23 protein-coding genes are annotated in these 20,446 nt (G+C 65.2%); 12 read left to right on the top strand and 11 right to left on the bottom strand.

Translation table 11 applies throughout. The features are described from left to right. Positions 1-13 precede the first annotated feature (13 nt). Complete coding sequence (locus RGUI_RS09540; protein WP_253799078.1) at positions 14-1,036, top strand: FAD-dependent oxidoreductase; 1,023 nt, start codon at positions 14-16, stop codon at positions 1,034-1,036. A 48-nt stretch (positions 1,037-1,084) separates the two neighbouring features. On the opposite strand, the gene RGUI_RS09545 is transcribed toward RGUI_RS09540, so the two are convergent. The 4 genes from RGUI_RS09545 to RGUI_RS21200 are packed head-to-tail and all read right to left on the bottom strand — an operon-like array spanning position 1,085 to position 3,760. Next, positions 1,085-1,225 carry an entericidin A/B family lipoprotein gene (locus RGUI_RS09545; RefSeq protein WP_081532844.1) on the bottom strand — a complete coding sequence of 47 codons (141 nt, stop codon included), beginning with the start codon at positions 1,223-1,225 and terminating at the stop codon, positions 1,085-1,087. Between the two features lie 47 nt (positions 1,226-1,272). Continuing rightward, positions 1,273-3,066: a sensor histidine kinase gene (locus RGUI_RS09550; RefSeq protein ID WP_081532845.1), complete on the bottom strand. Its 1,794-nt coding sequence runs from the start codon at positions 3,064-3,066 to the stop codon at positions 1,273-1,275. Further along, positions 3,063-3,617 carry an RNA polymerase sigma factor gene (locus tag RGUI_RS09555; RefSeq protein WP_081532846.1) on the bottom strand — a complete coding sequence of 185 codons (555 nt, stop codon included), beginning with the start codon at positions 3,615-3,617 and terminating at the stop codon, positions 3,063-3,065. The genes RGUI_RS09550 and RGUI_RS09555 overlap by 4 nt, the downstream gene beginning before the upstream one ends. Next, positions 3,614-3,760: a NepR family anti-sigma factor gene (locus RGUI_RS21200; RefSeq protein WP_371587390.1), complete on the bottom strand. Its 147-nt coding sequence runs from the start codon at positions 3,758-3,760 to the stop codon at positions 3,614-3,616. The genes RGUI_RS09555 and RGUI_RS21200 overlap by 4 nt, the downstream gene beginning before the upstream one ends. Positions 3,761-3,880: 120 nt before the next feature. Between RGUI_RS21200 and RGUI_RS09560 the strand changes: the two genes are divergently transcribed. Continuing rightward, positions 3,881-4,699 carry a response regulator gene (locus tag RGUI_RS09560; protein WP_081532847.1) on the top strand — a complete coding sequence of 273 codons (819 nt, stop codon included), beginning with the start codon at positions 3,881-3,883 and terminating at the stop codon, positions 4,697-4,699. 100 nt (positions 4,700-4,799) lie between these two features. Here the strand turns inward: RGUI_RS09560 and RGUI_RS09565 are convergent, their stop codons facing one another. After that, positions 4,800-4,970: a DUF1328 domain-containing protein gene (locus RGUI_RS09565; RefSeq protein WP_081532848.1), complete on the bottom strand. Its 171-nt coding sequence runs from the start codon at positions 4,968-4,970 to the stop codon at positions 4,800-4,802. A gap of 156 nt (positions 4,971-5,126) precedes the next feature. Here RGUI_RS09565 and RGUI_RS09570 point away from each other — a divergent pair, with 156 nt between their 5' ends. Both RGUI_RS09570 and RGUI_RS09575 read left to right on the top strand, forming a co-directional pair. Next, entirely contained in the window at positions 5,127-5,444 is a 318-nt protein-coding gene (locus tag RGUI_RS09570) for a YqjD family protein (protein WP_081532849.1), read from the top strand. Further along, positions 5,444-5,803, top strand: a complete 360-nt coding sequence (locus RGUI_RS09575) for a hypothetical protein (protein WP_081532850.1) — start codon at positions 5,444-5,446, stop codon at positions 5,801-5,803. The genes RGUI_RS09570 and RGUI_RS09575 overlap by 1 nt, the downstream gene beginning before the upstream one ends. A gap of 136 nt (positions 5,804-5,939) precedes the next feature. Here the strand turns inward: RGUI_RS09575 and RGUI_RS09580 are convergent, their stop codons facing one another. Continuing rightward, the gene (locus RGUI_RS09580; protein WP_081532851.1) at positions 5,940-6,140 is read right to left on the bottom strand and encodes a PqqD family peptide modification chaperone; all 201 of its coding nucleotides are present in this window, start codon (positions 6,138-6,140) and stop codon (positions 5,940-5,942) included. 104 nt (positions 6,141-6,244) lie between these two features. Here RGUI_RS09580 and RGUI_RS09585 point away from each other — a divergent pair, with 104 nt between their 5' ends. From RGUI_RS09585 to RGUI_RS09595, 3 genes are all read left to right on the top strand, one after another. Further along, positions 6,245-7,294 (top strand): AI-2E family transporter, encoded by a 1,050-nt coding sequence (locus tag RGUI_RS09585; protein ID WP_253799081.1) that lies wholly within the window; start codon positions 6,245-6,247, stop codon positions 7,292-7,294. A gap of 139 nt (positions 7,295-7,433) precedes the next feature. Beyond that, complete coding sequence (locus tag RGUI_RS09590; RefSeq protein WP_081532853.1) at positions 7,434-8,804, top strand: glutamate--cysteine ligase; 1,371 nt, start codon at positions 7,434-7,436, stop codon at positions 8,802-8,804. Positions 8,805-8,898: 94 nt separating this feature from the next. After that, positions 8,899-9,333, top strand: coding sequence for a cyclic nucleotide-binding/CBS domain-containing protein (locus RGUI_RS09595; RefSeq protein WP_081532854.1), 435 nt, complete (start codon positions 8,899-8,901; stop codon positions 9,331-9,333). Positions 9,334-9,448: 115 nt separating this feature from the next. Here the strand turns inward: RGUI_RS09595 and RGUI_RS09600 are convergent, their stop codons facing one another. The 5 genes from RGUI_RS09600 to RGUI_RS09620 form a co-directional block, all read right to left on the bottom strand. Further along, a complete protein-coding gene (locus tag RGUI_RS09600; RefSeq protein WP_081532855.1) occupies positions 9,449-9,775 on the bottom strand; it encodes a hypothetical protein in 327 nt (108 codons plus the stop codon). Between the two features lie 167 nt (positions 9,776-9,942). Next, positions 9,943-10,551, bottom strand: coding sequence for a glycerol-3-phosphate 1-O-acyltransferase PlsY (gene plsY, locus RGUI_RS09605; RefSeq protein WP_081532856.1), 609 nt, complete (start codon positions 10,549-10,551; stop codon positions 9,943-9,945). A gap of 3 nt (positions 10,552-10,554) precedes the next feature. Next, positions 10,555-11,829, bottom strand: a complete 1,275-nt coding sequence (gene pyrC, locus RGUI_RS09610; RefSeq protein WP_081532857.1) for a dihydroorotase — start codon at positions 11,827-11,829, stop codon at positions 10,555-10,557. After that, the gene (locus tag RGUI_RS09615) at positions 11,826-12,260 is read right to left on the bottom strand and encodes a hypothetical protein (RefSeq protein WP_081532858.1); all 435 of its coding nucleotides are present in this window, start codon (positions 12,258-12,260) and stop codon (positions 11,826-11,828) included. The genes pyrC and RGUI_RS09615 overlap by 4 nt, the downstream gene beginning before the upstream one ends. Further along, a complete protein-coding gene (locus RGUI_RS09620) occupies positions 12,253-13,212 on the bottom strand; it encodes an aspartate carbamoyltransferase catalytic subunit (RefSeq protein ID WP_081532859.1) in 960 nt (319 codons plus the stop codon). Before RGUI_RS09620 ends, RGUI_RS09615 begins: the two co-directional genes overlap by 8 nt. A gap of 103 nt (positions 13,213-13,315) precedes the next feature. Here RGUI_RS09620 and RGUI_RS09625 point away from each other — a divergent pair, with 103 nt between their 5' ends. The 5 genes from RGUI_RS09625 (at position 13,316) to RGUI_RS09645 (ending at position 20,239) form a co-directional block, all read left to right on the top strand. After that, positions 13,316-14,104, top strand: coding sequence for a uracil-DNA glycosylase family protein (locus tag RGUI_RS09625; protein WP_081532860.1), 789 nt, complete (start codon positions 13,316-13,318; stop codon positions 14,102-14,104). A 3-nt stretch (positions 14,105-14,107) separates the two neighbouring features. Further along, a complete protein-coding gene (locus RGUI_RS09630; RefSeq protein WP_081532861.1) occupies positions 14,108-14,734 on the top strand; it encodes a LysE family translocator in 627 nt (208 codons plus the stop codon). A 2-nt stretch (positions 14,735-14,736) separates the two neighbouring features. Continuing rightward, positions 14,737-15,279, top strand: coding sequence for a molybdenum cofactor biosynthesis protein B (moaB, locus tag RGUI_RS09635; RefSeq protein ID WP_081532862.1), 543 nt, complete (start codon positions 14,737-14,739; stop codon positions 15,277-15,279). A gap of 103 nt (positions 15,280-15,382) precedes the next feature. Further along, positions 15,383-16,840, top strand: a complete 1,458-nt coding sequence (locus RGUI_RS09640; RefSeq protein ID WP_081532863.1) for an efflux RND transporter periplasmic adaptor subunit — start codon at positions 15,383-15,385, stop codon at positions 16,838-16,840. A 3-nt stretch (positions 16,841-16,843) separates the two neighbouring features. Beyond that, the gene (locus tag RGUI_RS09645; RefSeq protein ID WP_081532864.1) at positions 16,844-20,239 is read left to right on the top strand and encodes an efflux RND transporter permease subunit; all 3,396 of its coding nucleotides are present in this window, start codon (positions 16,844-16,846) and stop codon (positions 20,237-20,239) included. Positions 20,240-20,446: the final 207 nt, after the last annotated feature.

The raw sequence follows: 20,446 nt of genomic DNA on the forward strand, positions 1-20,446 counted from the left end.
TGGAGGCACGATAATGCAGACACTCAACCGCCGCCGCTTCGCCCAGTATCTTGTTGCCGGTGCCGCCGTGACCGGCGCCTGCGGGCTGACGGTCTCGCAGGTGCGCGCCGCGACGCAGGTTGTTGTCGTGGGCGGCGGCCCCGCCGGGGCCAGCGCCGCGCTTGCCCTGCGACAGGCGCAGCCCGATACCTCCGTCCTGTTGGTGGAACGCGATCCGCGCCGTCTGGGCCGGGCGCAGGCCGCCGCGTTCGCCAAGCCGGCCGCGGGCCCGAACCTCGATGCCTTGCGCCGGGCGGGTGTCGACGTGGTCCTTGATGACGTTGTCGATCTGGACTGGACGGCGGCCCGCATGAGCCTGTTCAGCGGCCGCACGCTCGCCTTCGACAGGCTTCTGCTGGCCCCCGGTACGGCGCCCGTCGACGAAGCCATCGCCGGGCTCGACGCACGGGCCCGTCATCTCTGGCCCGCGGCATGGGGCAGCGAGCGCGAGGCGCGCCGCCTGACCGCCCAACTGGCCGCCCTGCCACAGAACGGCCATGTGGTTCTGCGGCTGCCAGAGGTGCTCAGCCATCCCGACGCCGCCCTTGACCGCGCGATGAACCTTGCCCGCCTTCTGGACCGCGCGAAGCCCGGCGGCCGGCTGACCATTCTGGACGGGGCGTCGAACACCGATCTGGCCAACCGTTTTCATCAGGGGCGCGATCGCGAAGGTCTGCGCCTCGATGCCGAATGGCGCATGGCCGAAGATGGCGGCACGGTGCTCAGCATCGATCCTGCACAAGGCAGCCTGGAAACGACGGCCGGGCGCCTGCGTGCGGATGTCGTGAATTTCGTCACGCGTCAGGGGGCGGGGCAAATCGCACGGGCCACCGGTCTGGTCGATGCCAGCGACTGGTGCCCGACCGATGCCCATGGCCGCTCCGTTCACCGGCCCCAGGCGATCATTCTCGGGGATGCCCGCAAGGCGGCCCGCCGTACCGTGGCCGATGCCATGCTGTCCGCCAAGGCGGCCGCGGCAGGGTTCGATCACGCCTGAGCGGGCCGGTTACAAGCGAATGGGGCCGGTTCCCCGGCCCCATCTTGTCTATTGCTGCATCTCGCGGGCTTCCTGCGAAATCGCCGAGCCCGCTTGCTGGATATCCTGACCGGCGCCCTCGACCGTTTCACAGGCCGCAAGGCCCAACACGGCGATGATCGCGAATGCGCGAAGTCCTGTCTTGGTCATCGGAAACTCCTTTCAATTGCCATGACATATCAACGCCTTGGGCGCGATCAGGTTCCTGCTGGCATCAGGGTTTCCTCGTCCTCCTCGTCGTCCATCGACAAATCAGCCGGGGCAAAGGTCAGGTGGACTTCATAGCGGTCGGCGGTCTCCTGGATCTCAAGATCGGCGTCCAGTTGCAGGGCGAACGACTGGATCAGTTGCTGCCCCATGCCCGAACTTTCCAGTTCCGGCCGCCCCTCGACCGGACCGGACCCGCGGGAGTTCACGACGCTGAGACAGATGCGCCCGTCGTCCAGCGTCTGAAGCGCGATGGTGATCCAAGCCGATTCACCCCGCGCTGCGCCGCAATACTTCACCGCGTTGATCGCGGCCTCCGTCGCCAGAAGAGACAGGGAAACCGACTGATCGGGCCCGATTTCGACCGGGCTGAACTGCGTGGAGATGCGCACGCGGTTGCCGTCACCCGCATCGCTGACAATGCCCAGCTTGCCGATGATGTCGTCTAGCAATCGGTCTGCCCGCACCACCGACAGCTTCCGCGCCATGTAGAGATACCGGTGGATTGCCGCCAGCGCCATCACCCTGTCCTGCACGCGGCGCAGCAAGGTTTGCGCCTCTGCGCTGCGGGCGCTGCGGATCTGCATGTTCATGATCGAGGTGATCAGTTGCAGGTTGTTCTTCACCCGGTGATGGATTTCCTTCAGGAGGATCGTCTTTTCCGCAAGATCCTCTTCCAATGCCCGGTCCTGCTCCTCCAGTCGCCGGGTCATGCTGCGAAACGCTTCGGCCACGACCTCCAGCTCGTGCGGGGCGTTGTCCAGCCTCGCGGTCTCGAAACAGGTGTGACCGCTTGCATAAAGGCGCATCCAGGATTGCAGCCGTGCGATATGCCGGATCACCAGCCAGTGCACCGCGAAGAACGCAACCAGAACCCCGGCCACCCACATGACCAGCGGGAAATACAGCGCCATGGTCCGCCCGGCTGCCGGCAGGAAACTCCGCCGTTCCGGCACCCAGCTTCCCAGCACGAAGACCCGATCCTCCACCACCGGGACGACCGCGAAATCGCGGATCTCGCCCAGCCGGTTCTGGCCGCGAAAAGATTGCCGACCGACCGCGGCAAGATCCTCCAGCGTCAGGTCCTGGGGCAGGACCTCCTCATAGGTTTCGGGGGCCGCGCTCTCCTCCCGTCCGGCCGCTTCGGCTGTCACGAAATCGCCGTCGTCGTCGAACACCAGAAGGTCAACCGGTTCGCCGTGATCGTCCAGCGTGTAATAGGCCGCCGCATAGGGCAGCGAAATCAGCACGAACCCGGTCAAGACGTCCCCCTCCAAAACCGGCACGCTGACACGCACGACCCGCGGGTTTTGCAGGGAGGGATTCAGCCGCGTATCGACACGGGCGCGGGGATCGCGCAGCAGTTCGAGGAAATAGGCGTCATCGGCCACGCTGATCCGCTCTCCCGACGAGGAACAGGCAATCTGGCCATCGGCGGTGATGTAGCCCGCGAAGATATAGGCCTCGGTCCCTTCGACCAGACGCGCCAGCACCGCGTCGCAGTTCTGACCATCGCCTGCAAACAGCACATTGGCCGCGGCAACCGACCGGGCCGCCCCGAAGGCCGACTGTATCAGCGCCTGCGTTCCCGCCGCGGCCTGCTGCGTCCGGTCCATCAGCGCGACGCCGGACAGACGCTCTGATTCATGCAGGACCTTCGATGTCTGGTAGACCGAGATCAGACCAAGGGGCAGCATCGCCACGGTCAGGGCCCCGACCAGCCAGATGGCAAGGCTGTTCGTCACGCGGCGCGTTCCAAGACGCGCCTTCAACCGGTCCGTCATGCAAGGGGTTTCCCGGTCAAGGCCGCCAGCGTCGTCCGATCGGTCATCTCTAGATCACTGGGGTCCTCCAGATGCATCAACTCGGCCAGACGCGCCCGGGCGCGGTTGACCCGGCTCTTGATCGTGCCGACAGCGCAGCCGCATGTTGCCGCCGCCTCTTCATAGGAAAAGCCCTCGGCCCCGACGAGGATCAGCGCCTCGCGCTGTTCGTCGGGAAGCTTGGCAAACGCCACCTGGAAATCGCCCATCGCCAGACGGCCGTCGTGATGGGGTTTTTCCGACAGGTGCCCTGCCATCACGCCATCGGGGTCCTCGACCTCGCGCCGACGCTTGCGGTGCAGCGAGTAATAGGTGTTCCGCAGGATCGTGAAGAGCCACGCCCGCAGGTTCGTGCCGGGTTCGAACTTGTCGATATTCCCCCACGCCTTGACCACCGCATCCTGAACCAGGTCGTCGGCCGTGGCCGCATTCCGCGTGAGGCTGAGCGCAAAGGCGCGCATCGCCGGCAAGTGCGAGACAAGCTCGTCCCGTGGATCGGGGTGTTCGCTCACTTCTTTGACCCGTCCTTGTCGTCCGGCTTGCCCGCGCCTTGGTTGCGCAATTGATCCAGAAGCTTCAGGAACCGCTCTGGCACCTCTTCCTCGACCGTCTGTGCATAGGCACGACGAAGGTTTTCATCGATCTGTTCTTGCATTTGCCCTTTGTTCACTTTTTTCGGCATTGTGCCCGCCCGCCAAAAATCGATCAGACTTCGGAACCGAACGCGGCTATGACACGTTCGGTTCCAAACAACATCGAGATTTTGAGGACAGCCATGTCGGATATGCACAGCCAAGAAGACCTTTCCATCCTGATCGGGACGGAACTGCCCTATTTGCGGCGCTACGCCCGCGCGTTGACAGGCAGCCAGACAAGCGGCGACACCTATGCCGTCGCGACGTTGGAAGCGATCCTTGCCGATCCGGACATGTTCGAGCGCGGCCTTTCCCCGAAGGTGGCCCTTTTCAAGGTCTTCAACTCGATCTGGATGTCGTCCGGCGCGCCGACGCCGGAACCCGACAGTCTTGACGGGATCGAGGGGCGCGCGCAGGCGCGGATGGCAAATCTCACCGCGAACACCCGCGAAGCACTGCTCTTGCACAGCGTCGAGGGGTTCATGGTCGAGGACGTCGCCGATATCATGGGCGTTTCGGCCGATGAGGCCGAGACGCTGATCCGCATCGCGCGGGAGGAAATGTCGAAATCGATTGCCGGCCGTGTCCTGGTGATCGAGGACGAGGCCATCATTGCCGTCGATATCTCTACCATCGTTCAATCGCTTGGCCATGAGGTGACGGGGGTTGCGCGCACCCGCAGCAATGCGGTCGAACTGGCCGCGAAGAACCCGCCCGATCTGATCCTCGCCGATATCCAGTTGGCTGACCGTTCCTCTGGCATCGATGCGGTCAACGACATTCTTTCGCAGCTGGGCGAGCGGCCGGTCGTCTTCATCACCGCGTTCCCCGAGCGCCTGCTGACCGGGGAACGGCCAGAGCCGGCCTTCCTGATCTCAAAACCCTATACCGAGGATCAGGTCCGCTCTGCCGTGAGCCAGGCCATGTTCTTTGCAAGCACCGAAACGCTGGGCGCCTGACCAAAGTTCAGCACGGTGCAATTTCAAAGCGGCCCCGCCGACATTCCGGCGGGGCCTTTGTGCTTAACTCCGGCTTATACCGTTCAAGGCGCCGCCCCGATCAGGGCGTCCGGCCGCGAAGCGCGCGCGCAACCAGCGCGACGATGAACAGAACGAGGAACACGAAGAACAGAAGCTGCGCGATACCCGCAGAGGCCGAAGCGATCCCCCCAAACCCGAATGCGCCGGCGACGATCGCAACGATCAGAAAAACAAGTGCCCAATACAGCATTTTCAAGCTCCCTTTTCGATAGCTGATGCAATTACAACTTCACCCCCCAACCAAGGTTCCGGAAAATCGTGAATCTTTGCGAAAATTATCTTGGAACCATTTTTAATATCTCGCGTTTCACACCAGAAAATCCATTCACCACGAAAGGAGATAGACATGGGTCAATCAAGTAACGGTGCAGCGCGACGCGACGACCTTGAACGGCAGATCCAAGACTTGCAGGCGGATATTGCGGGGATCTCCCGCACATTGTCCGAAATGGGCGCCGCCAAAGGCGAGGCATTCCGGAACGGTGCCGAACGGCAGGCTGCCGATCTGCGCGCACGTGGGGAAGACGCCCTGTCTGCTCTGCGCGACAGCGGTATCGACCTCGGTCATCAGGCCAGCGATGCCATCCGGGAGAAACCCGCCCGCGCCATGGGCATCGCGGTGGGCGTCGGCTTCCTCGTCGGGTTGCTCGCGGGGCGGCGCTGATGCTGCAGGCGCCTATTCGCGCGGCCGAACGAAAGGTCCAGGCGTTTTCCCGACGCCTGGCGTTCGGCACGGCCGGTTTCGTTTGCATTTCAGCCGGTTCTGCGTTTCTGACGGTGGCCGCTTGGCTGGTGCTCTCCCGAGAGGGGGGAACGATCTTCGCCGCTAGCGTGATCGGAAGCGCCTATGTCGGGGCGGGGCTTGTCCTGTGGGCCATCGCGCTTCTGTCCGACGGCAATAGCGGCAAACAGAACGACGAAGACGATCCCTACGCCCCCTTCATGCATATGGCAGAAGGCTTCGCTGCTGGTCTTGAGGCAGGGCGTGCGGCCCGTGAGGCGGGCGCCTCGCGGCGGGCTTGACGATCTCCCAAATAGAAAAATGCGGCACGCAAAGGCACAGCCGCATAGCCTCTCTAAAACAGATAAAATCACAACCCCCGAAAACAAAACGCCCCGGCCGTTTCAGCCGGGGCGTATTTTGTCCAAGCACGAAGCGTTACGACAGCTTCTTGAGGAAATGGTCCACTTCCTCTTCGGCCACTTCGCGGGCCTTGCCGTACCGTTCCTGGATCAGGCCGACCAGTTGCTCGCGGTCGCCCTCGGTCTTCTGGATTTCATCGTCGGTAAGAACGCCCCACGCTTCGCGGGCACGTCCGGTAAACTGGCTCCATTTGCCTTTCACTTGGTCAAGGTTCATAATTGTTCTCCCTTTTCTCACTACACCGACCCAACGCCGCCTTTTGATAAATGTTCCGACAATTTTTCACGGAACCAAAAAGAGCCCAAGGACGTTTCCACCGCGTGACTGATCAACCTGTACGCCTTGACCCGCTGTCCCGCACAGCACTTGTGTTTCTGGCCAGCATGGCCGGGCTCACCGCTCTCAAGATCGGCGAAGACATCTTTGCGCCACTGACCCTGGCGCTTGTGGCTGGGATCATCCTTGCCCCCCTCGCCGACCGTCTCGAAACGCTCCGCCTGCCGCGGGCCTTCGTCGCCGCGGCCCTGCCGGCCGCCGGCCTGTTCGGTCTTTTCGCACTGGTTTTCGCGCTGGAACCCGTTCTGGACCGGGTCGTCGATCAATGGCCCATCATCAGGTGGGAGTTGCGCGGCCTGATGAACGAGTTTCGCGGCGTCTTTCAGAACATCGATGAGGTCAACCAGGAAGTCGAACGGGCCCTTGGCGCAGGGGCGGCAGACGTGCCCGCGATGCGCGCCAACCTGCCCTCTCTGACCGATGCGCTGTTCGTGGCGCCCCGGATCGGCGCACAGACCCTGATCTTCCTCGCGGCGCTGTTCTTTTTCCTGCTGACCCGCGACAACATCTATACGTGGCTGTCCCGCACGCTGGGCAAGACCATGGGGCCAAGCGTCATCATCCGGCGCATCCGCACAGCCGAACGTCTGGTGTCGCAGTATTTTCTGACCATCCTGATGATCAATGCGGGCCTTGGCGTTGCCGTCGCACTGGGCTTGACCGTACTGGGCCTGCCGGGGGCAATCGCCTGGGGGGCGGTGGCGGCGCTGCTCAACTTCGTTCTCTATGTGGGGCCGGCGACCATGACCTTGTCGCTGCTGCTGGCGGGCGTCTTCGTGTTCGACGGGGCCGCATCGCTGACCCCTGCGGCCGTCTACCTGTCGCTCAACTTCATTGAAGCGCAGTTCGTCACGCCCAGCTTCGTGGGCAAACGGATAGCTGTGAACCCGCTGCTGGTCTTCGTGTCGCTGGTGTTCTGGCTCTGGCTGTGGGGACCGGCGGGCGGGGTCATCGCGATCCCGGTCCTGGTGACCGTGCTTGCCATGCTGAACGTGTTCGGCCCATCCGCCCCGCACGGCAAGCCGGAGGCTTGAGGCCCCTCTCAGCCGCAGACGGTTGGGGCCGCCCAGCTATACCCCAAAGACGGTGAAAAAAGCCGGGGCCTTGACTTGGGCGCCCCCCCGGCGCACCTCTTGGCCTCACGACACGCGAATGATCCGGAACCCCCTCCCCATGTCCATCCCCCAATCCGGCGGCGGCCCCATCGAGTCCCGCACCCAGCTTGCCGAATACCTTGAAGCGGGCTGCAAACCCCCGGAAGACTGGCGCATCGGCACCGAGCACGAGAAATTCGGCTACTGCAAGGACACGCTGAAGCCGATCCCCTACACCGGCGAACGCTCTGTGCTGACGGTGCTGGAGGGGCTGCGCTTCCGCCACGGCTGGGCGCCCATTTTCGAGGGCGAGAACCTGATCGGGCTGGAAAAGGAAGGGGCCAATATCAGCCTTGAACCGGGCGGTCAGCTTGAACTGTCGGGCGCGCCGCTTGAGACGATCCACCAGACTTGCGACGAGGTGAACACCCATCTGCGAGAGGTCAAGGGCGTGGCCGACGAGATCGGGGTCGGTTTCATCGGGCTGGGCTGTGCGCCGATCTGGAAACACGAAGACATGCCGATGATGCCCAAGGGGCGCTATCGGCTGATGACCGATTACATGGACAAGGTCGGGACCATGGGCAAGACCATGATGTACCGCACCTGTACCGTGCAGGTGAACCTCGACTTCTCGTCAGAGGCCGACATGGTTCAGAAATTGCGCGTGGCGCTAGCGCTGCAGCCCGTCGCCACCGCCCTGTTCGCCAATTCGCCGTTTCTGGAGGGCAAGCCCAACGGGCAGAAATCCTGGCGCTCCCGCGTCTGGCGCGATCTCGATCCGGCACGCACCGGCATGTTGCCCTTCGTGTTCGACGACGGCTTCGGGTTCGAGGCTTGGGTGGACTACGCGCTCGATGTGCCGATGTATTTCGTCTATCGCGACGGGAAATACATCAACGCGCTGGGGCAATCCTTCCGCGATTTCCTTGAGGGCAAGCTGCCCGCCCTACCGGGCGAAACGCCGACGCTGTCGGACTGGGCCGACCACCTGACGACGATCTTCCCCGAGGCGCGGATCAAGAAGTTCATCGAGATGCGCGGCGCCGACGGCGGCCCGTGGCGGCGGCTGTGCGCGCTACCGGCCTTCTGGGTCGGGCTGACCTACGATCAGGGCGCGCTGGACGCGGCATGGGATCTGGTCAAGGACTGGGATGCCGAGACGCGAGAGGAATGGCGCGTGGCCGCGGCGCGCGACGGGCTACAGGCCCATGTCGACGGGCGCAGCATGTTGTCCCTTGCCGCCCATGTCATCGGGATCGCCCGGTCGGGCCTTCGGGCGCGGGCGCGGCCCGGGCTTGGCGGCATGGTGCAGGACGAACGCCATTTCCTGCACGCCTTGGAAGACAGCATCGAGACGGGCATGGCCCCGGCCGACGAACTGCTTGCCCAGTATCGCGGGGAGTGGGAGGGAGATCTGACCCGAATTTACTCCGAATTCAGTTATTGAAGGGCAGACTGCGCCGCAGGCGGATCTTGCGCGGCACGTTGCACGTGTCGCCAAGGTCCGGTTTTGCGAAGCTGGCTCAGGGAGGAAACCGGCCATGACAGTCAAGAAGATCCGCGACCTGCTGAGTGGGCGCAAGCTTTTCAAGGTCTCTCCCGAAACCTCCGTGCGGGAGGTATCGCGCATCATGGCGGCGAACACCGTGGGCGCCGTCGCGATTGTCGAGGGCGGCACGCTGAAAGGCATCGCGACCGAGCGTGACATCGCCTTCCGCGCGGTCGGGGGCGATCTGGACGTGGACGGAACACCGATTTCCGGCATCATGACCTTCGATCCCGTCACCATCGGCATCGACGATCCGATTTCGAACGCGCTGGCGCTGAAACTTGGCGACGTGTTCCGGCACCTTCCGGTGATGGACGGCGAAGATATCGTGGGCATCCTGTCCTACCGGGACATCCCGCTGGATTACGTGATGATGTTCGAACATTTCCGGGAGATGTCCGCGGCCCATGCCGACGATGTCGCCTGACCGGGACCGCGCACGAAGACCCCGAACCACCACGGCCGCGTTCTGACCCCGTCGACATGCGCAGGGCTGGGCCGGCGACGATGCCGAATCCTTGGTCCACCGCCGAGCGGACGAATTATGTCTGGTTGTAGGTCACCGCGACAGCAGCGATCGCAAGCGCGATCCCAAGTGCGTCGCGCCATTCAAGGCGTTCCTCGAATATGATGGCACCCAGCAGGGCGAGGATGATCACCGTGCTGGACGCGTAGAAAACGCCGATCTTCGCCAGTGAATGCTGTTGCATCAGGAAAAACCACGCCACGGCCGGGGCGCCGTACAAAAGGGCCCCCGCGATGAAGGCCGGCGAGGTCATGCCGGCCTCGTCCGACGATGCAACCTTTACCAGAAAGTCCCCCGCGACCGTCAGCGTCGTGGCGAGAAGCAACCAGAAGAACGTTTCCATGAAAACCCCCTCCGCAAGGGTCGTAATAGGCTCCGTCGCCGACAGGCGACGTCAAGAAAGCATGGGAAAACAGAGTAGTGCGGAGAAGGATGCCGAGCAGACCTGTCAGGCGTCAATTAACGAATTCATGACCTTGCCGCCGTGGTTCAACCGGTCCGGGGAGGGGCTTACGTCTTCTTGCCGATCTTCGGTTCGGTCCCGGCCAAAAGCCGCCCAATGTTCGACCGGTGCCGCAAAAAGATCAAAACGGCCAACAGCAGGGCAAGCACGGCCATATCGGCGCGACCGAACACGATGGCCCAGACCGGTGACAGGGCCGCCGCCGTCAGCGCCGAAAGGGACGAGTAGCGCAGGCTGAGCGCCACGGCGAGCCATGTCCCGCAGGCGGCCAGCCCCACGGGCCATGCCAGCGCCAGCACCGTACCAAGGAAGGTGGCAACCCCCTTGCCCCCCTTGAAGCCCAGGTAGACCGGGAACAGATGGCCAAGGAAAGCCGCGAAGCCCGCGATCTGCGCCGCGTCTTCGCCCACCAGCGCCCGCGCGACCAGGACGGCGATGCCCCCCTTGCCCGCGTCCAGCACCAGCGTCAGGAACGCGGCCAGCTTGTTGCCGGTCCGCAGGACGTTCGTGGCCCCGATATTGCCCGACCCGATCTTGCGCAGATCGCCAAGACCGAACAGGCGCGCCATCACGATGCCGAAGGGCACGGCCCCCAGCAGATAGGCCAGAAGGGCTACAAGGCCGAGGATCAGGGGGGCGGTCTCGAATACAGGCATGGCTCAGCTTCCGTCGAATACACAGGCGCCCGCAACCCAGGTGCCAAGCACCCGCCCCTCCATCCGCGCGCCGTCGAACGGCGTGTTCTTGGACTTGGAGCGGAGCGTGAACCGGTCGAGCACGAAGGGCGCGTCGGGGTCGAACAGGACCAGGTCGGCCGGCGCACCTGCGGTAAGGCGCCCGCGGCTCAGCCCCAACCGCCGGGCGGGGTTCAGCGACAGCGCCCGCCAAAGCCGGGGCAGCGAAATCGCCCCCGCATGAACAAGCCGCATCGCCGCGGGCAAAAGCGTTTCCAGACCCACCGCACCGCTCGCCGCCTCCTCATAGGGAAGGCGTTTGGATTCCTCGTCCTGCGGCGTGTGCATGGAGGAGATCACGTCGATCAGCCCGCTGGCGACGGCTTCGACCAGTGCCAGCCGGTCATCCTCACAGCGCAGCGGCGGCTTGACCTTGAAGAAGGTGCGGTAGTTTCCGACGTCCAGTTCGTTCAGCGTCAGATGGTGGATCGACACCCCCGCCGTCACGTCGCGCCCGTTCTGCTTGGCCCGCTCCAGTGCCGGAAGCGCCCGGGCGGTGGTGATCTGGTCGGCGTGATATTTCGCCCCGGTCATCTCTACCAGCGCGAGGTCCCGGTCGAGCCCCATCCGCTCTGCCATCGGCGACACCGCCGGCAGACCGCGGAGCGAGGCGAACTTGCCCGACGTCGCGCAGGCCCCGGCTGACAGCCCCGGATCCTGCGGATGGGCCATGACCAGCGCATTCAGCGACCGGGCATAGGTCATCGCGCGGGACAGGACCTTGGTATTCTCGACCACCCGGTCACCATCGGTAAAGGCGACCGCCCCGGCATCCTGAAGAAACCCGATCTCGACCATCTCGCGCCCCTCGCGCCGCTTGGTCAGCGTGGCCATGGGCTTGATCCGGACCGGCGATGCCTCTCGCGCGCGGCGGGTGACGAATTCCAGCACTTCGGGCGTGTCGATGGCCGGGTCCGTGTCAGGCCGGGTGACCATGGTCGTCACGCCCCCCGCCGCCGCGGCCATCCCGGCAGAGCCAAAGCTTTCCTTGTGCCGCTCCCCCGGTTCGCACACCTTCACGCCGATATCGACGATCCCGGGGGCAAGACATTTGCCCTTGCAGTCGACGGTCTCTGCCGCTTCGGGGGCCTCGCCCGTCCCGGTGCCCAGGATCCGCCCACCCTCCACCAGCAGCCAGCCGGGCGTCTCCGTCAGCGCCTCGGGGTCGATCAGTCGGGCATTGGCGAAGAGAGTCGTCATCCATTCCCCCGTTTCGCCGCCTCGATCCGGTTCACCACCGCGTCCGGCTCTCCAACGAACTTTATCAGGTGCTTGTCGCCGCTGGGCGTGACCAGTTGCACGGCGTTGCCGATCTTGCGGACCTTCGCAAGATTTTCCAACAGCAAGCGCCGACCGCCGGGGCCGTAGATCGCGGCCTCCGTCAGGGTCCATGTCGCGGCCAGTTCCTCGCTCATCAGGAAGGCGCCGCGCACCCCGATGCCGAGCACGCCGGCCACGATCCCGACCCAAGGATAGGGATTGCCGATCAGGCCCAAGGCCAGCGTCGCCCCAAGCCCGGCAACCACCGCCAGAATGGCATGGGACTTGAGATAGGTCGGGCGGTCGGCCTGAAAGGTAGCGACGACGGTCTCGCCCTCTTCGATGAGCGTCTGAGCCTTCGGGTCATACATTGACGCCGCCCTCCTCTGCCCGCGCGGCCCGCAGGTTGCGGGCCAGCAGGTCCATCGCCGCCATGCGCACCGCCACGCCCATCTCCACCTGCTCCTGAATGACCGAGCGGTTGATGTCGTCGGCCAGCGTACCGTCGATCTCCACCCCGCGGTTCATGGGGCCGGGGTGCATCACGATGGCGTCTTCCTTCGCATAGGCCAGCTTTTCGGCATCCAGCCCGAAGCGGTGATAATACTCCCGCTCGCTGGGGATGAACCCGCCGTCCATCCGTTCCTTCTGAAGCCGCAGCATCATCACCACGTCCGCGTCCTTCAGCCCCTCTTTCATGTCGCCATAGACCTCTACCCCCAGATCGGCGGCGCGGGCGGGGATCAGGGTCGGCGGTCCGATCAGGCGCACCCGGTTTTCCATCTTGCCCAGCAGCAGGATGTTCGACCGCGCGACGCGGCTATGGGCGATGTCGCCGCAGATCGCGACGGTCAGCCGCTGGACGCGGCCCTTGGCCCGGCGGATCGTCAGGGCATCCAGCAAGGCCTGGGTCGGGTGTTCGTGCCGGCCGTCGCCGGCATTCAGAACCGCGCAATTGACCTTCTGCGACAAGAGGTCCACCGCGCCCGAATGCGGATGGCGCACGACCAGCAGGTCGGGGTGCATCGCGTTCAGGGTCAGCGCCGTGTCGATCAGGGTTTCGCCCTTTTTGATGCTGGACGCCTGCATCGCCATGTTCATCACGTCCGCGCCCAGCCGCTTGCCCGCGATCTCGAAACTCGCCTGCGTGCGGGTGGACGCCTCGAAGAACATGTTGATCTGGGTCAGGCCCGCCAGCACATCGGAATGCTTGGTAGCACCCCGAGACAGGTCCACATACCTGTCGGACAGATCGAGGATGGCGCGGATGTCCCATTGGGTAAGGGACTCGATGCCCAAAAGGTGACGCGCGCGAAAGTCCATGGCCCCTCCGACCGTTTGCGCCCTGCTTATAGAAAGCGCACTCCCCCCGGGCAAGGGACCGGGGCCCATTGCCGCGCCGCCCGCCGCGCCCTAGCGTTCAGGCATGGATTCGGGGATGGACAGCCACACGGCCCTTGCGCTTCTGCAATGGCAGATCGAACTCGGCGTGACCGAGGCGATCGGCGATGCCCCCGTGAACCGGTATCAGGCCGAAGCCCAGAAACCCGCGGCAGCGCCGCCTGCACCACACGCCGTCGCGGCGCCGGTCCGCCCCCCCGCGATGCAGCTCGACCCGGTCGAAGTCGCGCGGAGCGCCGCGACAAGCGCAAGCGATCTGGAAGGGCTACAGGCCGCGCTGGGGGCGTTCGAATTCTGCGAGTTGAAAAGGGGCGCCCGAAGCCTCGTCTTCGCCGACGGCAACCCGGCCGCGCGTGTGATGGTGATCGGAGAGGCCCCGGGCCGGGACGAGGATATCCAGGGCAAGCCCTTCGTCGGCAAGGCCGGGCAATTGCTGGATAAGATGTTTGCCTGCATCGGCATGACCCGGCAAAGCCCGGCCCCGGAAGCGGCGCTCTACATCACCAATGTCCTGCCCTGGCGCCCGCCGCAAAACCGCGACCCCAAGCCCGAGGAGGTGGCGATGATGCTGCCCTTCCTCGAACGCCATGTGGAACTGGCCGGCCCTGACGTGCTGATCCTGATGGGCAACCATTCCTGCGGGGCGCTTCTGGGCCGCAAGGGCATCACCCGTCTGCGCGGCCATTGGGTCGAGGCATTGGGGCGCCCGGCCTTGCCCATGTTCCACCCCGCCTACCTGTTGCGAAACCCCCATGCCAAGCGCGAGGCGTGGCATGATCTGCTGATGCTTCAGGCGCGCCTGAGAGAGGGGTAGAAAATGCTTGCGGTCGACCCTCTGACCCTTGTGGCCTTTATCCCGGCGGCGGTTGCGCTGAACCTCACACCCGGGGCCGACATGATGTTCTGCCTCGGGCAGGGCCTGCGCGGGGGCTGGCGCGCGGCAATCGCCGCGGCGCTTGGCATCACGCTGGGTTGTTTCGTCCACGTCCTGATCGCGGGGCTGGGGCTGGGCGTGGTGGTGGCCACCGTGCCCTGGCTGTTCGACGTGATCCGCTGGGTTGGCGTGGGCTATCTGCTCTGGCTTGCCTGGGGGGCGATCCGGCACGGGGCGCTGGCGCCCGATCTGCCGCCGGTCTCTCCGCGCCGGGCGTTCCGCGAGGCGCTGGTGGTCAATCTGACAAACCCCAAGGTGATCCTTTTCGTGCTTGCCTTCCTGCCGCAATTCGTGCGCCCCGAGCGTGGGCCGGTGCTGGTGCAGTTCGTTGTCCTTGGCGCAATCCTGGCCTTCGGCGGGCTTATCGTGAACGGCGCTGTCGGGATTTTCGCGGGCGGCGCGCGGCGGCTTTTCATGGGATCGCGCGCGGTACAGCGGGGTCTGGGCGCGGTGTCAGCGGCGATCTTCACGGCCCTTGCGCTGCGGCTCGCCTTTCTGCAAAGGAGTTGAGCATGGCCACGATCGACGAGAGCAAGGCGTTCATCCCGGTCCGCATCGCGGTGCTGACCGTCTCTGACAGCCGCAGCATGGAGGATGACCGGTCAGGGCAGACGCTCGCCGACCGGATCGCCGGGGCCGGGCATGTCCTTGCGGACCGCACGATCCTGCCCGACGAACGGGACCAGATCGCCGGCCAGCTTCGCCAGTGGTGCGCCGACCCGGACATCGACGTGATCATCTCGACCGGCGGCACGGGGCTGACGGGGCGCGACGTGACGGTAGAGGCCCATCGGGACGTCTATGAGAAGGAGATCGAGGCGTTCGCCACGGTCTTTACCATCGTGTCGATGCAGAAAATCGGCACCTCGGCCGTGCAAAGCCGCGCAACGGGGGGCGTGGCACAGGGAACCTATCTGTTCGCGCTGCCCGGCAGCCCCGGCGCCTGCAAGGATGCGTGGGACGAAATCCTCGTCCACCAGTTCGATTATCGCCACCGCCCGTGCAATTTCGTCGAGATCTTCCCGCGGCTCGACGAACACCGGCGACGGAAGTAGTCGAAACAATCGTAACGGATATGTTGATTGGCGGGTACATCTTCCGCCGCTATCTAGCTGTGCGCATATACCAAGAGTTCCGGGCCGGGAAAGGACCTGAAAGATGCGATTTCTTCGCCGAAGCCTTGTCGGGCTGTTCCTGCTGTCCGTGACCGTGGGCATTCTGGCCTATGCCGGGCAGTCCGTGTTCTCTGCCATTCAGGCGCGGCTGTCCAGCGAGCCGATGCAGCGCCCGCCGCGGGAGCGGGTGTTTTCCGTCAATGTCGCGACCCTGACGCCAGAGACGATTTCGCCCGTGCTGACCGCCTTTGGCGAGGTCCGGTCGCGCCGCACGCTGGAATTGCGGGCCGAGGCCTCCGGGCGGGTGGTCGACCTGCATCCCGGTTTCGAAGAAGGCGGCCGGGTCGAGGCGGGGGAGTTGATCCTGCGCGTCGACCCGGCCGATGCGCACTCGGCGCTTGAGGTCGCCAGAACCGACCTGTCCGCGGCAGAGGCGGACGAGCGCGACGCGATCCGCACGCTGGCCCTGGCGAAGGAGGAACTTGCCGCGACCGAGGACCAGGCCAAGCTGCAACGGCAGGCGCTGAAGCGGCAGCAGGATCTGCGCAGCCGCGGGGTTGGCACCGACGCGACGGTAGAAAGCGCAGAGCTTGCCGCCGCCGCGGCGAACCAGGCGGTCGTGTCTCGACGGCAGTCGGTGGCTCAGGCCGAAGCGGCACTGGAAAACGCCCGAACGGCCGTGGCCCGCGCCCGCATTTCACTGGCCGAGGCCGAGCGCGACCTGGCCGATACCGAGCTTCACGCAAGTTTCAGCGGCACGCTCTCCGATGTTGCCCTGGTCGAGGGCGGGCTTGTCTCTACGAACGAGCGCGTGGCCGACCTGATCGATACCGAGGCGCTGGAGGTCTCTTTCCGCGTCTCCACCGTGCAATACAGCCGCCTGCTGGACGACAGCGGGAAACTCAGGCCCGTCCCCGTGGTTGCCGCGCTTGACGTCTATGGCGCCGATCTTGAGGCGACCGGGCGCATCAGCCGCGAAAGCGGCGCCGTGGCCGAGGGACAGGTGGGCCGGCTGCTTTACGCCCGGCTCGACCAGGCGGCCGGGTTCCGGCCCGGTGATTTCGTCACCGTCCGGGTGAAGGAACCTGCCTTGCAAGGGGTCGCGCGGCTTCCCGCCAGCGCGGTGAACGCGGCGTCAGAGGTTCTGGTGCTGGCCGAAGAGGACCGCCTGGAAACCGCACTGGTCGAGGTCCTGCGGAGAGAGGGCGACGACGTGATCCTGCGTGCCCCCGGCCTATATGGCCGCGACGTGGTGATGGAACGATCGCCCCTTCTGGGCGCGGGGATCAAGGTGCGCCCCCTGCGGCCCGAAGCCGCCGGCGTGCCGGAAGAACCCGACATGGTCGAACTGACGCCGGAACGTCGCAAGGCGCTTATCTCCTTCATCGAGGCCAACCCGATGATGCCGAAAGAGGCCAAGGCGCGCGTGAAGGCCAAGCTGGAACAGCCCAAAGTGCCCGCGCAGATGGTCGAGCGCATCGAATCCCGGATGGGGGGCTGACCGATGTCCGGCAAGGTTGCGAGCGCCGCAGGCGGCATCCTGTCCTACTTCACGCGCCACGCCACGGCCGCCAACCTGTTGATGGTCGTGCTGATCGCACTGGGTCTGGCGGCCGCCCCCCGGATGCGGGCGCAGTTCTTCCCCGATGTCGTCATCGACACGGTCACGGTCAGCGTTGTCTGGGATGGTGCCGGGGCAGAGGACGTGGATGCCGGGATCGTTCAACTGCTCGAACCCGCCTTGCGCGCCGTCGAAGGCGTGGAGGAAACGGAATCCCGCGCGGTCGAGGGCAGCGCCCGGATCAGCATCGATTTCGAACCGGGCTGGGACATGGCGCGCGCCGCCGATGACGTGCAGGCCGCCGTCGACAGCATCACCGACCTGCCCGAAGAGGCCGAGGAGCCCGAGGTCCGCCGCGGTGCGTGGCGCGACCGGGTCACCGATATCGTCATCACCGGGCCCGTCGCGGTGGACCAGCTTGGCCGCTTTGCCGACGAACTGGTCGCGCGCCTGTTCGAGGCCGGGGTGACGCGCACGACAATTCGCGGCGTCGCCGCCGCCGAAACCGTGGTCGAGGTCCCGTCGGCGGAACTGATCCGCCATGACGTGACGATGTCGGAAATCGCCGCTGTAATCGCGGCGGAGGCCGACACCTCCCCCGCCGGCGATGTTTCGGGCGGCAATTCGCGCGTGCGAACCGGCGGCGAAAAGCGCAGCGCCGACCAACTGGCCGGGATCGTCCTGCGTGCCAATGACGACGGGTCGAACCTGACCCTTGGCGATGTCGCCACGATCCGGGTCGAGGGCGCGGATCGCGAGCGCAGCTATTTCGTGGGCGCCGAACCCGCGATCTCGATCCGCGTCGACCGGTCGGACAAGGGGGACGCGATCGAATTGCAGCACCGGGTCGAAGATGTCGTGGCCGCGTTGCAGCCGACCCTGCCACCCGAGGTCAGTGTCGAACTGATCCGGACGCGTGCCGAGTATATCTCGGGCCGTCTCGACATCCTTCTGAACAACGGCCTTCTGGGGCTGGGGCTTGTGCTTGCGCTCCTGTTCCTGTTCCTCAACGCGCGCACGGCGTTCTGGGTGGCAGCGGGGATTCCGACCGCGATGCTGGCCACCGTCGCGCTGATGTATGCCGCGGGCATCACCATCAACATGATCTCGCTTTTCGCGCTGATCATCGTGCTGGGCATGGTGGTGGACGATGCCATCGTGGTGGGCGAACATGCCGATTTCCGGGCGCGGCGCCTGCGGGAAAACCCGGTTCTCGCGGCCGAGAACGCGGCGCGGCGCATGTCAGGGCCGGTGTTCTCGTCAACGCTGACGACGATCATCGCCTTTTCCGCGCTGGCGATGATCGGCGGGCGGATGGGCAACATGATCTCCGACATTCCGTTCACGGTGATCGCGGTGCTGACCGCCTCGCTGGTCGAATGCTTCCTGATCCTGCCCAACCACATGGCCCATGCCCTGACCCACACCGCGAAGGAGCATTGGTACGACTGGCCCTCCCGCACCTTCAACCGCGGCTTCCGCTGGTTCCGGGAAACGATCTTCCGGCCCTTCATGGCCGGGGTGATCTGGGCGCGCTATCCGGTTCTGGCGCTGACGGTCCTTTTGCTGGCCAGCCAGATCGCGCTGTTCGTGCGGGGCGATATCCCGTGGCGGTTCTTCAACGCGCCGGAACAAAGCTCGGTCTCGGGCAACTTCATGATGCTGCCCGGCGCCACGCGCGACGACACCATGGCCATGATGCGCGAGATGCAGCGCGCGACCGAGGCGGTGGCCAGCCGCTATGAAGAGCAATACGGCGTCAACCCGCTGGACTACGTGATCGCCGAGGTCGGCGGGAACACCGGGCGCGGCATGTCGGGATCGGACACCAAGGATGCCGATCTCTTGGGCTCCATCGCCATCGAACTGATCGATGCCGATCTGCGCCCCTATTCCTCCTTCGCCTTCGTGGGCGAGTTGCAGGACGAGGTGCGCAACCATCCCAAGGTCGAAACCGTCAGCTTCCGCAGCTGGCGCTCCGGCCCGCAGGGGGATGCGCTGGACGTGCAGTTCTTCGGCGCCGATGCCGATACGCTGAAGGCCGCGTCTGAGAAGCTGAAGACCGATCTGGCGCAATATGGCGAGGTCTCGGCCGTCGAGGACAACATGGCCTATGACAAGGAGGAGTTCATCCTCGACCTCACCGCGCAGGGGGCCGCACTGGGCTTCACCATCGACGACTTGGGGCGGGTCCTGCGCCACCGCCTGAACGGGATCGAGGCCGCGACCTACCCCGACGGCCCGCGCTCTGCCGCGATCCGGGTGGAACTGCCCGAAGGCGAACTGACCGCCGATTTCCTTGAACGCACCCTGCTCCGGGCGCCGGGCGGAGAGTACCTGCCGCTGGCCGATATCGTCACGGTGGAGCGGCGCACGGGCTTTTCCACCGTCCGGCGGGAGAACGGGCTGCGCGTGGTCTCCATCACCGGCGATATTTCCGAGGACGACGCCGCGCGGGCCGAGGAGATCATGACCGAACTGGAAGAGGTGATCCTGCCCGGCATCGAAAGCGATTTCGGCGTCGGCTGGCGCATGTCCGGCCTGGCGGAGCAGGAGCGGGAATTCATGGCCGATGCCAAGCTGGGGCTGATGCTCTGCCTGATCGGCATCTACCTTGTGCTGGCCTGGATCTTCTCAAGCTGGACGCGGCCGGTTGTGGTGATGGCGATCATTCCGTTCGGACTGGTGGGCACGATCTACGGGCATATGCAATGGGACGTGCCGCTGTCGATGTTCACGGTGGTCGGGCTGATCGGGATGGTGGGCATCATCATCAACGACTCCATCGTTCTTGTCAGCACGGTGGACGAATATGCGGAGAATCGCGGGCTTGTACCGGCCATCGTCGATGCGGCCTCTGACCGTTTGCGGCCGGTTCTCCTGACGACACTGACAACGGTCTTGGGGCTGGCCCCGCTTCTGTTCGAGAAATCGCAGCAGGCGCAATTCCTGAAACCCACGGTGATCACACTGGTCTACGGGCTTGGCTTCGGGGTGGTGCTGGTTTTGCTGGTGGTGCCGGCGCTTCTGGCGATGCAGCAGGATGTGGGCAAGCAGCTCCGCGCCGTGCGCCATGCGCTGAACGCGCCAGCCAAGGCGCGCGGAATTGCCGTAATCACCGGGGGCGCCGTGGTGGCGTTGGCCCTGTTGTTCGCGGCGACACTGGGAACGGCAATGGTCACGGGCGCCTTGCCCGGACTGCTGACCGCCCTTTTGCCCGGCCTTGCCGATGCGCCGGCAATGGGCGCTGCGCTGGTTCTGTTCCTGTCCGGGGCCGCGATCGTACTGACGCTGGTCTATTACGGGGCGGCACTGGCCTTTCGCGCCTCAAGGGCGTGACGCAAGCAAAATGAGAGTGGGGGGCGCTACTGCCCCTTGCAGCCCTGAATATCGACGGCACGCTCCTTGCCCAGAACCGTGATCCGGACGGAAGAGCGGTCAAGCACGAAGGGTGCCCCGTCACCGGGACAAGATCGGAGCTGGCCACAAGCCGCCCGCCCCGCCGCGCGATGTCGGATTCCGACACCCAGATCGAGGGGTCGGACA

Origin of the sequence: Rhodovulum sp. P5, assembly GCF_002079305.1 — a bacterium.
Taxonomy (GTDB): Bacteria; Pseudomonadota; Alphaproteobacteria; order Rhodobacterales; family Rhodobacteraceae; genus Rhodovulum.

Bases quoted from the DNA above. Each gene is read 5' to 3' on its own strand.
- RGUI_RS09560 (WP_081532847.1), top strand. From the start codon at position 3,881: ATGTCGGATATGCACAGCCAAGAAGACCTTTCCATCCTGATCGGGACG.
- RGUI_RS09600 (WP_081532855.1), bottom strand. From the start codon at position 9,775: ATGGAAACGTTCTTCTGGTTGCTTCTCGCCACGACGCTGACGGTCGCG.
- RGUI_RS09565 (WP_081532848.1), bottom strand. From the start codon at position 4,970: ATGCTGTATTGGGCACTTGTTTTTCTGATCGTTGCGATCGTCGCCGGC.
- moaB (WP_081532862.1), top strand. From the start codon at position 14,737: ATGGCCACGATCGACGAGAGCAAGGCGTTCATCCCGGTCCGCATCGCG.
- RGUI_RS21200 (WP_371587390.1), bottom strand. From the start codon at position 3,760: ATGCAAGAACAGATCGATGAAAACCTTCGTCGTGCCTATGCACAGACG.
- RGUI_RS09575 (WP_081532850.1), top strand. From the start codon at position 5,444: ATGCTGCAGGCGCCTATTCGCGCGGCCGAACGAAAGGTCCAGGCGTTT.
- plsY (WP_081532856.1), bottom strand. From the start codon at position 10,551: ATGCCTGTATTCGAGACCGCCCCCCTGATCCTCGGCCTTGTAGCCCTT.
- RGUI_RS09645 (WP_081532864.1), top strand. From the start codon at position 16,844: ATGTCCGGCAAGGTTGCGAGCGCCGCAGGCGGCATCCTGTCCTACTTC.
- RGUI_RS09595 (WP_081532854.1), top strand. From the start codon at position 8,899: ATGACAGTCAAGAAGATCCGCGACCTGCTGAGTGGGCGCAAGCTTTTC.
- RGUI_RS09570 (WP_081532849.1), top strand. From the start codon at position 5,127: ATGGGTCAATCAAGTAACGGTGCAGCGCGACGCGACGACCTTGAACGG.
- RGUI_RS09550 (WP_081532845.1), bottom strand. From the start codon at position 3,066: ATGACGGACCGGTTGAAGGCGCGTCTTGGAACGCGCCGCGTGACGAAC.
- RGUI_RS09540 (WP_253799078.1), top strand. From the start codon at position 14: ATGCAGACACTCAACCGCCGCCGCTTCGCCCAGTATCTTGTTGCCGGT.
- RGUI_RS09580 (WP_081532851.1), bottom strand. From the start codon at position 6,140: ATGAACCTTGACCAAGTGAAAGGCAAATGGAGCCAGTTTACCGGACGT.
- RGUI_RS09545 (WP_081532844.1), bottom strand. From the start codon at position 1,225: ATGACCAAGACAGGACTTCGCGCATTCGCGATCATCGCCGTGTTGGGC.
- RGUI_RS09590 (WP_081532853.1), top strand. From the start codon at position 7,434: ATGTCCATCCCCCAATCCGGCGGCGGCCCCATCGAGTCCCGCACCCAG.
- RGUI_RS09620 (WP_081532859.1), bottom strand. From the start codon at position 13,212: ATGGACTTTCGCGCGCGTCACCTTTTGGGCATCGAGTCCCTTACCCAA.
- pyrC (WP_081532857.1), bottom strand. From the start codon at position 11,829: ATGACGACTCTCTTCGCCAATGCCCGACTGATCGACCCCGAGGCGCTG.
- RGUI_RS09630 (WP_081532861.1), top strand. From the start codon at position 14,108: ATGCTTGCGGTCGACCCTCTGACCCTTGTGGCCTTTATCCCGGCGGCG.
- RGUI_RS09615 (WP_081532858.1), bottom strand. From the start codon at position 12,260: ATGTATGACCCGAAGGCTCAGACGCTCATCGAAGAGGGCGAGACCGTC.
- RGUI_RS09625 (WP_081532860.1), top strand. From the start codon at position 13,316: ATGGATTCGGGGATGGACAGCCACACGGCCCTTGCGCTTCTGCAATGG.
- RGUI_RS09640 (WP_081532863.1), top strand. From the start codon at position 15,383: ATGCGATTTCTTCGCCGAAGCCTTGTCGGGCTGTTCCTGCTGTCCGTG.